Consider the following 12073-nt stretch of genomic DNA (forward strand, 5'->3'; position numbering starts at 1 on the left):
CGGCCGCCGACCGCGCCCCGGATCGCCTCGTCGGCGGGGGTCCCCCTCGCCCGCCGGCCCGACCGGGTGGCCGGTGCGATCCCGGCCACCCGACGACGTGGCCGGGCTTTCCCGCGCCGCGTACTGTTGATCAGACGGCGGCGTGTGCCGCTGGTGGTACATGGATCATCCGGGCTGGCGCCCGGCTGGGACCATGGCTTCACTGCCGTGTTCGACCGCCGGCCGGACCGTCCGGCACGGTCGGGGCGGCGCGACTCTACTGAGGGGATACCGCGGAGATGGCGAACCCGTTCGTCAAGGGCTGGAAATACCTGATGGCGCTCTTCGGTGCCCGGATCGACGAGCACGCCGACCCCAAGGTGCAGATCCAGCAGGCCGTCGAGGAGGCGCAGCGTCAGCACCAGGCGCTGGTCCAGCAGGCGGCGGCGGTGATCGGCAACCAGCGTCAGCTCGAGATGAAGCTGTCCCGGCAGATGTCCGAGGTCGAGCGGCTCCAGGGCAACGCCCGGCAGGCCCTGGTCCTCGCCGACCAGGCCCGGGCCCGCGGCGACGAGGCGGAGGCCGGCAAGTACGAGCAGTCCGCCCAGCTGCTGGCCACCCAGCTCGTCTCGGCCGAGCAGGCCACGGAGGACCTGAAGACCCTGCACGACCAGGCGCTCGGCGCCGCCGCGCAGGCCCGCCGGGCGGTGGAGAACAACTCCATGATCCTCCAGCAGAAGCTGGCCGAGCGCACCAAGCTGCTCAGCCAGCTGGAGCAGGCCAAGATGCAGGAGAGCGTGGCCCGCTCGCTGGAGTCGATGTCCTCGCTGACGGCCTCCGGCAGCACCCCCTCGCTGGACGAGGTGCGGGACCGGATCGAGCAGCGCTACGCCACCGCGATGGGCCGCGCCGAGCTGGCCGGCAACTCCGTCGAGGGCCGGATGCTGGAGATCCAGAAGGCGTCCCTGGACTCGGCCGGCTCGTCCCGGCTGGAGCAGATCCGTTCCAGCATGGCCGGCGAGCAGCTCGCCGGCCGGCAGGACGGCTCGGCGGCGGGGCAGGGGCAGGCCGCCCCGGCCACCGACCCGGCCGCCGCGGCCCGGCTCGACCAGATCCGGGCCAGCATGGGCCAGGAGCGTGGCACCGGGGGCACCACCGCCGCAGGCTGAGCGGCACCAGCGCCGCTGGTCGGGCGGCACCAGGGCCGGGCGGGCCGGGCGGCGTCAGCGTCGTCGGCCGGGCGGCCGGAGTGAGGAGGCACGCATGGCAGACGAGCGAGCACGCTACTTCCGCGAGCTGCGCCGGCTGCGGCGGGCCGCCCGCCGGTGGAGCGTCCTGGGTGGCGGCCTGACCGGGGCGGCGGCCGTGCTGACCCCGTACGCCGGGCTCGGGCTGCCCGACGCGGCCTGGGCCGGCGCCGCAGGCAGCGCGGTGGCCCTGGCCGCCTGGCGCTGGCTCGACCTGCGGGCCCTCGCGGCCCGCCCCGCGCCCCCGGCGCTCGATCCGGCCGAGGCCGCAGCCCGGTCCCGGGCCCGGCTGGTCGCCGCCGTGGAACGGCTCCCGGCCGGGCAGGGGATAGTGGCCGAGGTGCGCCGGGCCCGGGACCGGCTGGCCCTGCGGGGCACCAGCGTGGCCGAGCCGTGGGCCCGGCTGGACCGGGCCGCGCTGACCCTCGGCGGGATGACCGGCCGGCTGACCGGGCTGGCCGAGCCGGCCGTGCTGGAGGCGGCCGCCGCCGACCGTTCACTGCGTGAGTTGGCCGGGCGGACGTCCAGCGTCGAGCGGGCCCTACGGCTCGCCCCGGCCGACGCCCGGGCCCCGCTCGCCGAGGCCCATCGGGAACTGTCCGGGCAGCTCGAAAGCGGGGTGGCCGCGTACGAGCGGCTGGTGGTGGCCGCCGCCGGCTACCTGGCCGAGGACGCCCGCCCCACCAGCGAGCACGCCGCCGCGTCCCGGCTCGCCGAGGCGACCGACCTGCTGCACGGGGTGGCCTCGGCGCTGGCCGAGCTGCGCACGGTCGGCGACCCCCAGCGCGCCCCCACCCGCTGACCGCTCAGCCGGGGGTGCTCACCGCCACCGCCGGGGTGAACGGCGAGCTGCCGACCACGTTGAACGACCGCACCCGGTAGTGGTACGTCACGCCCCGGGCCAGCCCGGTGTTGGTGAACCCCCGCCCGTACACCGTGAACGCGACGGCCTCCCGCTCGAACGCCGGGTCGAGGGCCCGCTGCACCACGAAACCCGCCCCCGGCCCGCCCGGCGGCCCCGCCGCCCAGGTCAGCGCCACCGTCGCCGTGTCGGGCGCGGGGGCGCTCGCGGCACCGGCCAGCGCCGTCGGCGGCGCGGGGCGGGGCGGGGTGCTGACGGTGGCGACCGTCGACCACGGCGACGCCGTACCCAGGTAGGTGGTCCGCACCCGGTAGTAGTAGGTGGTCTCCGGGGCGACCACGGCGTCCAGGTGCTGCCCGTCCACCCCGATCGCGGTGGTCACCGGCCCGCTGGTGAACGTGGGGTTGGTGGCCCGCTGCACGTCCACGCCGGTGGCGAAGGAGCGGTTCGCCCAGCGCAGCGCCACCCGCGGCGGCGCGGCCGGCGGGATCGCCGCGACCAGCCCGGCCGGGGCGGCGAGCCGGACCGTCGCCGGCACCCCGTTGGACCAGGCCGAGCAGCTCACCTCGTTCTCCGCCCGGATCCGGTAGTGGTACGTCACCCCGGGGGTGACCGTCGCGTCGGTGTACCGGCTGGCGGCGGCGGCCACCGTGATCGCGGTGACCCCCTCGGTGAACGCGATGTCGGTGGCCCGCTGGAGCAGGTGGCTGCGGGCCTGCGGGTGGCTGCCGTTGCCGGTCCAGGTCAGCGCGATCGCCGGCAGCACGGTCGCCGACCCGGCCACCGGCGTGGCCGTCAGCCCGGTCGGGGCCTTCGGGGCGACCCGCAGCACCAGCGGGCGGCTCATGCCCTGGTCCCGGTGGCCGCCGAGCTGGCTGTGCCAGCGGTACTCCCAGCCCATGTTGACCAGCTGGTTCACCACCGCAGCCGGCCGGCCGTCGAGCGGGCTGACCGGCGTCGAGCCGATCCGGGCGCCGGCCGGGCGCGTCGGGTCGAGCAGCCGGACGCTGTCGCCGAGCTTGAACGGCAGAACGGGCGCGACGGGGCGCAGCGCCACGACCACGTCCTCCCGGGGGTTGACCCGGACCGTCTCCTTCCAGCCCAGCTCGTTGGCCTCCGGCAGGCGGATCGTGCCGTCCCGGCCGACCCGGTTGACGAGCTGCACGTCGCAGCCGCCGACGTGCACGGGGTGGGTCTGCCCGGCGTCCCCGGTGATCCGCCAGAGCTGGGTGCCGTCGGCGGGGGCGCCGATCGGGACCGTCGGGTCGGCGATCACCAGGGTCTCGGTGGCCGGGTCGACCGGCCCGAGCGGCAGGGTCACCGGGCCGAGCGGGCCGGCGTTCGGGTGGGCGACCCCGAGCCTGCCGGCCACCCGCCCGTACGCCGGCTCGAACAGCTGACCCACCGCCTTGACCGCCAGCGGCAGGGTCACCGGGGCGGCGGCACCGGCCGGGGTGAAGCTGACCGAGGTGGCGTGCGCCGTGACCACGGTGTCCCCGGCCGTGCGGGTGCCGAACGCGGCGTCGTACGCCGGCTGGGGCACGATCGGCGGGCGCTGGCTGGCCGCGTACGCGGCGGGTAGTTGGTCGGCGAGCCGGGCCAGGTCGAACGGCTCGGCGGGCTCGCCGGCCACCCGGAACTGGAGCAGGGTGCGGGTGTTCGGGCCGTACCCGGGGCGGGTGCCGGCGATCCCGCCCACGGCGGTGCGGTCCGGCGCGTCGGTGTGGTGGTCGTAGCGGGGGTCGAACCGGGGCAGCGGGGCCGGGCAGTCGTTGTACAGGATCACCGTGGCCCCGGGCGGGACGGCGGAGAAGTCGACCACCACGTCGGCCCGTTCCCCCGGGGCGAGCAGCAGGGTGTGCCCGTCGACGTTCAGCACGGTCGGGTCCTGCCGGTCGTACCGGTAGCCCACCGGGCGGTTGGGCAGCACCACCGGGGCGGGCAGCAGCCCGCACTCGTTGCCGACCTGGACGAACTCCGGCCCGGTCGCGGCGGGGTCCGGCACCCCGCCGTCGCGGCCGTCCGTGGGCCAGCGCGCCGGGCGGCCGGGGGAGCGGACCGCCTCCACCATCGGCACCTCGCCCGCGTCGGCGTCGCGCAGCTCGCCGTCCGGGCCCCACATCGGGCCGTCCGAGCGGGCCCGGTAGAGCTGGAGGTTCAGGCCGCGGTCCGCGCAGGCGTTGAGGATCCGGAACCGGTACGCCCTCGGCGCCACCGTCAGGTACGGGTAGGCGACGCCGTTGACCAGCGGGGTGTCGCCGTACGCCTCCGGCACCGCCGACGGGTGCGGCACGCCCGGGGTCAGCGGTGGCTCGTCGGGGGCGGCGACCGGATCGTGGTGCGGGTTCGGCGCCGGCCCGGCCGGGCGGCCGTCGGTCTCCTGGTCCGGCCCCATTCGGGCGGCCGCCTCCCGGCCCGGCGGGGGGCCGGTCCACGGGCCGTAGTCCCAGCGGCCGGTCGGGTTGCCGCCCGAGGCCCGGTACGGGTTCTGCCGGGGCTGGTAGACGTGCGGGTGCCACAGGCTGCCCCGGGCCCCCCAGCGGTCCCGGTCCCAGGTCGGGTCCTCGGCGGCGAGCTGGGTGTCGTCCGGCACGAAGGTGCGGTCCTGGATCACCAGCGGCAACTGCTCGGCGGGCAGCACCCCGTCGGCGACGAGGCGTTCCTCGGCCGGGTCGGTGAGCAGGTAGAGCGCGAGCTGCCCGGAGTGGACGGTGAGCCGGGACAGGCCGAGCGTGTTGTCGTGCAGCCACATCAGCCGGCCGCTCTGCTCGTTCGGGTAGTACAGGGTCGTCGCCCCGGGGCCGGGCGGCGGCATGTCCGGCACGTGGGTCAGCCCCACCCCCGTCGGGTACGGGGTGATCTCGCCGGCCGGGGTCACCCACTGCCACGGGTTGCCGGCGCTGATCCAGCCGGTCTGCCCGCCGTACAGGTGCGGCACGGCCCGGTTCTGCGGGTACGGCGCCGGCCCGTCCAGCGGCCCGGCTCCCGCCCCGTCGAGGGTCGGATCGACCGGCAGGAACAGGTCGCCGGCCCGGCCGGTGGGGAGCTGGTTGATGAACTTGATCCGTACCGGCCGGCCCCGCCGGGCCACGATCACCGGCCCGAGCAGGTACGGCCGGTCGGGCGGGGCGACCGTATTGTGCCCGGAGCCGTCGGTGCCCAGGTTGAGCTGCCGGTAGCCGCGCAGGCGGGTGGCGGGCAGGTCGCGGTGCAGGCGCTGGGCGTACTCCTGGAGGCCGATCTCGTAGTAGTCGCAGCCCGGCCAGGTGATGGTGTCGGGTACGGCCACCGGCAGGTACCCGCCCAGCTCGGTGCGGCCCGCCTCGCCAGGGCCCGGCAGCGCGTCGACGAACTTGCGCAGGCCGGTGCCGGGGATCGTTCCGCCCCGCCCGTCGGGGACCGGCAGCGGGCTGGCGGCGAAGTTGGGCACCGGCCCGAAGCAGCGCGGGACCGCGGCCGGGTCGAGGCTGGCCGGGGCGGGGGCCGCCTCCTCGGCGGCCCGGGCGGCCGGCACGGTCGGCCCGCCCTCCCGGCCGGTGCGGACGGCCCGGCCGGTGAGGTTGGGGCGCAGTCTGCGGAACAGCACGATGGCTCTCCCCGGGATCGAGGCGGGCCGACCGCCACTTCCTCGGGGCGGCCGACCGCGCCTGTTGACGATCGGTGAGCACTCAACCGCAGCATGCGACGTCGGACCCCGGGTTAGGAATTACCCAATCGTCCGTATCTGCGAATGTCCCGGCCCGTGGGACGGACGCGTCCGGGCAGGTCAGGGGGGCGACCGGCCCGGCCGCCGGGTTCAGGACGGCGCAGGTCGGGGCGGCGCGGCAGCCAGCGGGGCGGGCTGACAGGCCGGGCACCAGTAGGTGACCCGTACGCCCAGCTCCTCCTTGCGGATCGCGGTGCCGCAGCGGCGGCAGGGCTGGGCCCGCCGGCCGTACACGTAGCTGGTCCGCCCCCGGTGCAGCGAGCCGGTGGTGCTCTGGGTCCACCGCCCCCGGTTGGCCGCCAACAGCTTCTGCGCGAGCGTCACCGTGCCGACCAGGTCGGGCACCGAGCCGACCGGGGTCCACGGCGAGATCCCACGCAGGAACAGCACCTCGCACTTGTACAGGTTGCCGACGCCGGCCAGGTTGCGCTGGTCGAGCAGCGCCTCCCCGATCGCCGCCGCCGGGTGCGCGGCGAGCCGGCGGACCGCCTCGGCCGGGTCCCAGTCGACGCCGAGCAGGTCCGGCCCGAGGTGCCCCACCAGCGTGTCCTCCTCGGCCGTCGGCACCAGCGCCAGTTCGTGCAGGTGGTACCCGACGGCCACCGCCTCGGGGCCGCGCAGCACCGCCCGGATCAGGTGCGCGGGCCGGGCCGTCCAGCGTTCGCCCGGCGCGTACGCCCGCCAGGCCCCGTCCATCCGCAGGTGCGAGTGCAGCGTCCAGCGGGTCGTCCGATCGTCAGCGGCGGCCGGGGCGGTGACCGGCTCCGGGGCGGTGAGCCGGAGCAGCAGGTGCTTGCCCCGGCTGGCCGACTCGCGCACCGTCCAGCCGGTCAGGTCAACGGTGGCCAACTGCGGCACCCGAAAATCGGAGCCGGTGAGCCGGGCCCCGACGAGGGCGCGGTGCAGGACGCGGGCGGTGTTCCAGACGGTGTCGCCTTCGGGCACCCCGCCATTCTCCCTCCCCGAGTGGGATTCGCATGTATCGCCATTTGTACGGAGGTTCCCATCGATCTACCAAAGCGTGACGATCAGGGGGTTCTGAGGAGGAACAACGTGAATTGTCCACGTACTCGCGCCCGTCGCCTCGTCCTCTCCCCGCTGCTCGCCGTCGCTCTCGCCCTCGCGCTCTACCCGGCCGCCGCCCCCGTCCCGCCCGTCCCCGCCCTGTTGACGGCGGCCGCCGCCGCAGCTCCCCGCGCCGCCGACCCGGTGGTGTCGACCGAGCGGTGGGACGCCGACCTCTCCCGCGCCGACGGCCTCAACGCCCGCTGGGCCGACGGCGGGCTCCGGCTGGCCGACCGGACGCCGCAAGCCGTCACCTCCGCCGCCCTGGACCGGCACACGCCGGTCGCCGAGGGTGCGTATCTGAGCCCGGAGCACGCCCTGATCCGACCCGCCACCCGGGTCCGTGCCGAGGTGGACGCGGACGCCGGCCCGGACGCCGCAGTGGAGGTCCAGGTGCGCGGCCGGCACGCCGCCGGCTGGACCGAGTGGCGCACGGCCGGCCCGGCCGCCGTCTTCGACCGGCCGGTCACCCGGGTCCAGGCCCGGGTGCTGCTCACCGCCCGCGCCGCCGGGGCCACCCTCGCGGTACGCGCCGTCCGGCTCACCGCCGACCGGGCTGCCGTCGCCGCCGCGTCCACCCCTGACCGGGCTGCCGTCGCCGCCGCGTCCACCCCCGGCCGGGTCTACCGGGTCTACGCCACCCGGATCGGGCTGGTCGGCGGGACCACCGCCAACGGGCACGTCGTCACGTCCCGCGACCACTTCGCGGCGCTGCCGTCCCGGCGCTCGCTCTCCCCGCGCGGCACCGGCGACTACACCCTCCGGGTCTGCACCACCAGCGGCAGCCGCTGCGAGTACGCCCCGGTCTGGGACGTCGGGCCGTGGAACACCCGGGACGACTACTGGAACCCCGCCGCCGTCCGGGAGAACTGGAAGGACCTCCCCCAGGGCAGGCCCGAGGCGCAGGCGGCGTACCAGTCCGGCTACAACGGCGGGCGGGACCAGTTCGGCCGGACCGTGCTGAACCCTGGCGGCGTCGACCTCGCCGACGGCACCTTCTGGGACGGCCTCCAACTCACCGACAACGCCTGGGTGGACGTCGCGTACCTGTGGACCGGCACCGGCCCGCACGGCGTGATCGGCTCCGGCCCGCTCAACCTCCGCACCGGCCCCGGCACCGGGTACGCCGTCCGTGGCCTCGCCGCCACGTACGCCCACGTGCCGATCCAGTGCTACGTCACCGGCCAGACCGTCAGCGGCCCCTACCGGACCACGAACCGGTGGAACCGCCTCGCCAGCGGGCAGTACGTCAGCCACGCGTACATCTCCGCCGCGTACGGCGGGGCCGCCCCGCGCTGCTGACCGCGACCGGCCTGGCCCCGGGCGCTCGTGTCCTGGCCCCTCGTGTCCTGGCCCCTCGCCCGGTCCCGCGTCGGCGCGGCGTCCGGCGTCGCCCCGGCCCGTCCCCACGTTCGGGGGCGGGTCAGGGGCGTTCCTCCGGGCGGGCCGGGCGCACGATCTCCTGGTAGCGGGGGTGGCTGGCGCCGTAGATGGCGAAGTTGAGCCGCGCGAGAGACAGGCTCAGGTCGCCGTTCGGGCCGCCCCGCACCACGTCGGCGTCGGCGTCGCCCTGGCCGTCGTCGGTCCAGAAGCAGACCGGGCAGGTGCCGCCCCCGGTTTTCGATGCGCAGCAGGGGCATGCCGACGGAACCCATTGTTCACCCACCGGAAGAGCATTCCACAAGCGGCCACCGGGCATCAGTCCGGCGGTGGTCCGATTTCGTCACCCATCGGACGGCCGTTCCCGGCCGTTCCCCCGACCGCCCCTGCCCGGTGTCGGCCTCAGGCGGCGGTGACGGCCACCAGGTCGCCCGGCCCGGCCGCGAGCACGTCGGCGGCCCGGCCGCCGTTCACCGCCGCCGCGACCAGGCCGGCGGAGTCGACGTACACCACCAGCTCGCCGGGCGGGGCGTCGCCGAAGGTCCGCCCGTGCGCCGCCGGACGCCCGGCCACCCACAGCCGGGCCGGCAGCCTGGCCAGCAGCTCACCCGGCGCGGCGAGCTGCACGTTGCCGAAGTGGTCCATGGTCAGCACCTCGGCGGTGAAGCCGTCGGGGCCGGGCCGCACCACCGGCTCGGGGAGCCGGACCAGATCGGCGGGGTCGACCGCCGGGCCGGCGTCGGAAAGCGGCGCGCCGAGCGCCAGCCGGGCCGCGACCGGGGCGAACACGTCCCGGCCGTGGAAGGTGCGGGACACCTCGGGGGCCAGCCACTGTGGGTTGGTCAGCTCGACGGCCGCCGTGACGCCACCGAGCGCGGTGGCGGCGTCCAGCAGCAGCCCGTTGTCCGGCCCGACCAGCAGCCCACCGGGGGCGGCCAGGGCGATCCCGCGCCGGGCGGTGCCCACCCCAGGATCGACCACCGCGACGTGCACCCCGACCGGCAGGTACGGCACCGTCTGGGCGAGCACGGCGGCGCCCCGGCGCACATCGGCCGGCGGGACCAGGTGGGTCACGTCGATCACCCGGGCGGCCGGGGCGATCCGCCCGATCACCCCGTGGCAGGCGGCCACGAACCCGTCGGCGAGGCCGTAGTCGGTGGTCAGCGAGATCCACGCCACGGGCATCCTCCTCGTACTCGGTGTCTCCGATGCCGCCCGCAGCGCGGGGCGGCGCGGCTGCCGGTTCGACGCTAACCTCTCGGCCGTGACCCGTGTGCTGCTGGTGCCCGGCCGGAACGAGCCGCTGCCGTTCCCGTCGATCCTGGCCGCGAGCTGCAACGACCCGATGATGGCGTACGAGCGGGCGGCGCACTACGCCGGGCGGTGGGGGTCCGCACTGGTCGACCTCGGCGACGCCGGGCACGTCACCACCGCCGACGGGTACGGCCCGTGGCCCCTGGCGGAGGAGTTGATCGCCCAATTGATGGGCCGCTGACCCCTTCAAGGAGCCGCGCGAGCGCTGCCGTCCACCGCGAGGTCGAGCGACAGCAACCACGACGTCGATTCCGGCAGGCTGCTCGCGATCAGCCGATCACCGTGCCCGACGGGACACGGGCGACTTTGCCCGCTACGAGATGCCCCCGGCCGGGCAGAACCGGTGGACGGTGGTTCCGATCGCGAGCTGGGCCGGCGGGTGGAGCACGCGTGGGTGACGTACCAGCACGCGCACTGACCGCAGTTGGTGCGGCTGGTGTCCGACCTGCTGGCGCTGCTGTCCAGTGTGCTCGAATAAGGCCCATGATCCGACAGCGTGTTTTGGCCATCCTATTGTTGCTGATTGCGTTTGTGGCGTTGGCTCTCTCGCACACTTTTCCGTTCCTGGACGATCTCTCCGAGCTGGAGGAGACGGCGATCGTGTTCCTCGGCGCGGGGTGCGGACTGGCAGGTGTGTGGCTCTGGTTGCGCAAAACGCCGGGAGCGCCGACGCCGCGTGCGGCCGACGACGGTGGGAGCCACTGATCGCTGGATTCAGCGCTCCCGCTGTCGACGGCCGAACGGTGACGGTGCTGCTGGTGGTACCGACCTGATGAGGGTGGCAGTGTGCTACTCAGCGACGAACACGCCGACGCCCGGCAGCGTCTCAAGGGAGCCGCGCTGACCGCTCTTGCGACGCTCCCGGCTACCGGCATCTGGTCGACGCCGAACGGGCTGCGCCTGCGGAGATCCGGTGCCGGCCGGTGGCGCGTACGGTGATCGCCGACGTGGTGCGCGGCGGCCCGGCACCGGCCGACGTGGCGCGCCTGGCCATCCTGGTCGGTTTGACCCGGTGACCGCGCCGTTTCTCTCCCTGGCCCAGATCCGCAACCGGCTCACCCTGACGGCCCGGACGGTCCTGCGCCACCACCGACCAGGCAGGGACGGATGCTGCCCGGTGTGCCGAATCCCGCGCTGCCCGGCAGCGACCACCGCACAGAACCTCCTCGCGGCGATCCGGCGGACCAGCGACGGAGCTGCGGTTCGGCAGCGAGGTACGGCGGCCAGGTCGGTCGCCCTCGACCGGAACGAACCGTAGTCGTCGCGACTGAAGGGCCAACCTGCCCCGTGACCGAACAGGTACTGGCACGGCCAGAGGCAACAAGCAATCATGCTTCCATGGATCCTGCTCCGGCGTCCGTCGCTGTCGATCCGCTACGGCCCCGCCGGATCTGGTACCTCGTCGCGGCGCTGATCGCCGCAGGCGGCGTGCTGACCGCCGCCGCGCTGCTGTTCCTGATTCCCTTCGGGGGTGACCTCGGGCAGTTCGGGGGTGACCTCGGGCAGCGCGTCACGCCCGGGCAGCCGCTCACCGTGCATATGCCCGAGACCGGGAAGATGGTGTGGGTCAAGGGCGAGCAGTCTCTCCCAGCCTGCCAATATTCGGAGGCGGACACCCAGAAGCTCGAAGAGTCGGTTCTGGTTTCGATGCTCGCCGACGATCTCACCTTGGAGGTGGATGGCGAGCGTTGGCGCGGCCTGCAGATGATGCGCGCCAAACCGGTCGGCACGTACACGCTGACCTGCACGGTCTCGGACGAGCAGGCCACCTCGTCCTTCTCGATCGGGGATCCTCCCCGGTTCCACGATCCGCGTTCGAAGGCACTTGCGGCGCTGGCAGCCGAGGCCTTGGCAACCCTCAGCGTGCTGGTCGGTGCCGTGTGGACGGTGGTCATCGCGGTCCGGCGCCATCAGCGCGCAAAGCGTCCCGCCGAGCGGCACCTGACGGTCGGATAGCGCCGGTCCGGCAGCCGGTTGCGTACCGTGGGGTACAGCCGCCATCGCGCCTGTCGAACATGCCGTGGAGCGGTGTGGCGAGGGTGGCTGAGCGGCCAGCTCACGGGCCGACGAGGATGTCGTCCATCACCCAGATGACGTCCGGATTCTGGCGGACCACGTCAAGTTGGGCATCCGTCATGTTCGCGGCGAACCCGAAATAAGCGGTCCTGAACAGCCCGGTGGGAGCGACACCGACCTGCCGGGCGGCGGCCTCAGGGTCCGCGCCGCCGGGTCGCATCTGGACGATGTACGACCCTGGGACGCGATCCGCTGAGGTGCTGCGTCGGTACGGGGCCGGCCGGGTGGGCGTGTCGGCCTCGATCTTCCGTACCAGGGTCTCGGCGCGGAGCGCGTCGAGCTGGGCGGTGGTGAGCCGGGCCCCGAATCCGGCGCCCCAGGTCCGGTACACGTCGTCCGGACGGATTCCGATCCGGGGCCACAACTCGTTGAAGTAGACCATCCGTCTCGGCCCAGGTTCGGAGTCGACCCAGACCAGGTGGTCCATCGGTTCCTCCATGCGGG

At 74.9% G+C, this 12073-nt stretch carries 11 protein-coding genes; 6 read left to right on the forward strand and 5 right to left on the reverse strand.

Going from position 1 to position 12073, the window contains the following annotated elements; all coding sequences use genetic code 11:
- Window positions 1-278: 278 nt before the first annotated feature.
- Window positions 279-1148: a PspA/IM30 family protein gene (locus tag GVV04_RS13595; RefSeq protein WP_161688088.1), complete on the forward strand. Its 870-nt coding sequence runs from the start codon at window positions 279-281 to the stop codon at window positions 1146-1148.
- Window positions 1149-1242: 94 nt separating this feature from the next.
- On the forward strand, window positions 1243-2028 hold the full coding sequence (gene pspM / locus GVV04_RS13600; RefSeq protein ID WP_161688090.1) for a phage shock envelope stress response protein PspM: 786 nt from the start codon (window positions 1243-1245) through the stop codon (window positions 2026-2028).
- Between the two features lie 4 nt (window positions 2029-2032).
- Here pspM and GVV04_RS13605 read toward each other — a convergent pair whose 3' ends face one another.
- Both GVV04_RS13605 and GVV04_RS13610 read right to left on the reverse strand, forming a co-directional pair.
- Window positions 2033-5677: a multicopper oxidase domain-containing protein gene (locus GVV04_RS13605; protein WP_161688418.1), complete on the reverse strand. Its 3645-nt coding sequence runs from the start codon at window positions 5675-5677 to the stop codon at window positions 2033-2035.
- Window positions 5678-5884: 207 nt separating this feature from the next.
- Window positions 5885-6739, reverse strand: a complete 855-nt coding sequence (locus GVV04_RS13610) for a zinc finger domain-containing protein (RefSeq protein WP_161688092.1) — start codon at window positions 6737-6739, stop codon at window positions 5885-5887.
- A 108-nt stretch (window positions 6740-6847) separates the two neighbouring features.
- On the opposite strand from GVV04_RS13610, the gene GVV04_RS13615 reads away from it, so the two are divergent.
- Window positions 6848-8161, forward strand: a complete 1314-nt coding sequence (locus GVV04_RS13615) for a hypothetical protein (RefSeq protein WP_161688094.1) — start codon at window positions 6848-6850, stop codon at window positions 8159-8161.
- A 121-nt stretch (window positions 8162-8282) separates the two neighbouring features.
- Here GVV04_RS13615 and GVV04_RS13620 read toward each other — a convergent pair whose 3' ends face one another.
- Together GVV04_RS13620 and GVV04_RS13625 are read right to left on the reverse strand one after the other, a co-directional pair.
- The gene (locus GVV04_RS13620) at window positions 8283-8525 is read right to left on the reverse strand and encodes a CPCC family cysteine-rich protein (RefSeq protein WP_161688096.1); all 243 of its coding nucleotides are present in this window, start codon (window positions 8523-8525) and stop codon (window positions 8283-8285) included.
- 116 nt (window positions 8526-8641) lie between these two features.
- Entirely contained in the window at window positions 8642-9424 is a 783-nt protein-coding gene (locus tag GVV04_RS13625) for an S-adenosyl-L-methionine hydrolase (RefSeq protein WP_161688098.1), read from the reverse strand.
- A 79-nt stretch (window positions 9425-9503) separates the two neighbouring features.
- Between GVV04_RS13625 and GVV04_RS32180 the strand changes: the two genes are divergently transcribed.
- From GVV04_RS32180 to GVV04_RS13645, 3 genes are all read left to right on the forward strand, one after another.
- Entirely contained in the window at window positions 9504-9734 is a 231-nt protein-coding gene (locus GVV04_RS32180; protein ID WP_328822361.1) for an RBBP9/YdeN family alpha/beta hydrolase, read from the forward strand.
- Between the two features lie 302 nt (window positions 9735-10036).
- On the forward strand, window positions 10037-10258 hold the full coding sequence (locus GVV04_RS13635; protein WP_201753322.1) for a hypothetical protein: 222 nt from the start codon (window positions 10037-10039) through the stop codon (window positions 10256-10258).
- A 633-nt stretch (window positions 10259-10891) separates the two neighbouring features.
- Window positions 10892-11509, forward strand: a complete 618-nt coding sequence (locus tag GVV04_RS13645) for a hypothetical protein (RefSeq protein ID WP_161688102.1) — start codon at window positions 10892-10894, stop codon at window positions 11507-11509.
- A gap of 100 nt (window positions 11510-11609) precedes the next feature.
- Here GVV04_RS13645 and GVV04_RS13650 read toward each other — a convergent pair whose 3' ends face one another.
- Window positions 11610-12068 (reverse strand): hypothetical protein, encoded by a 459-nt coding sequence (locus GVV04_RS13650; protein ID WP_161688103.1) that lies wholly within the window; start codon window positions 12066-12068, stop codon window positions 11610-11612.
- Window positions 12069-12073 lie beyond the last annotated feature (5 nt).

This window comes from Micromonospora rubida, assembly GCF_009908295.1.
Classification (GTDB): domain Bacteria; phylum Actinomycetota; class Actinomycetes; order Mycobacteriales; family Micromonosporaceae; genus Micromonospora; species Micromonospora rubida.

What these genes read in the sequence shown, in the direction of transcription:
- GVV04_RS13595 (WP_161688088.1), top strand. Translation starts at nt 279, where the DNA reads ATGGCGAACCCGTTCGTCAAGGGCTGGAAATACCTGATGGCGCTCTTC.
- pspM (WP_161688090.1), top strand. Translation starts at nt 1,243, where the DNA reads ATGGCAGACGAGCGAGCACGCTACTTCCGCGAGCTGCGCCGGCTGCGG.
- GVV04_RS13625 (WP_161688098.1), bottom strand. Translation starts at nt 9,424, where the DNA reads ATGCCCGTGGCGTGGATCTCGCTGACCACCGACTACGGCCTCGCCGAC.
- GVV04_RS13635 (WP_201753322.1), top strand. Translation starts at nt 10,037, where the DNA reads ATGATCCGACAGCGTGTTTTGGCCATCCTATTGTTGCTGATTGCGTTT.
- GVV04_RS13645 (WP_161688102.1), top strand. Translation starts at nt 10,892, where the DNA reads ATGGATCCTGCTCCGGCGTCCGTCGCTGTCGATCCGCTACGGCCCCGC.
- GVV04_RS13650 (WP_161688103.1), bottom strand. Translation starts at nt 12,068, where the DNA reads ATGGAGGAACCGATGGACCACCTGGTCTGGGTCGACTCCGAACCTGGG.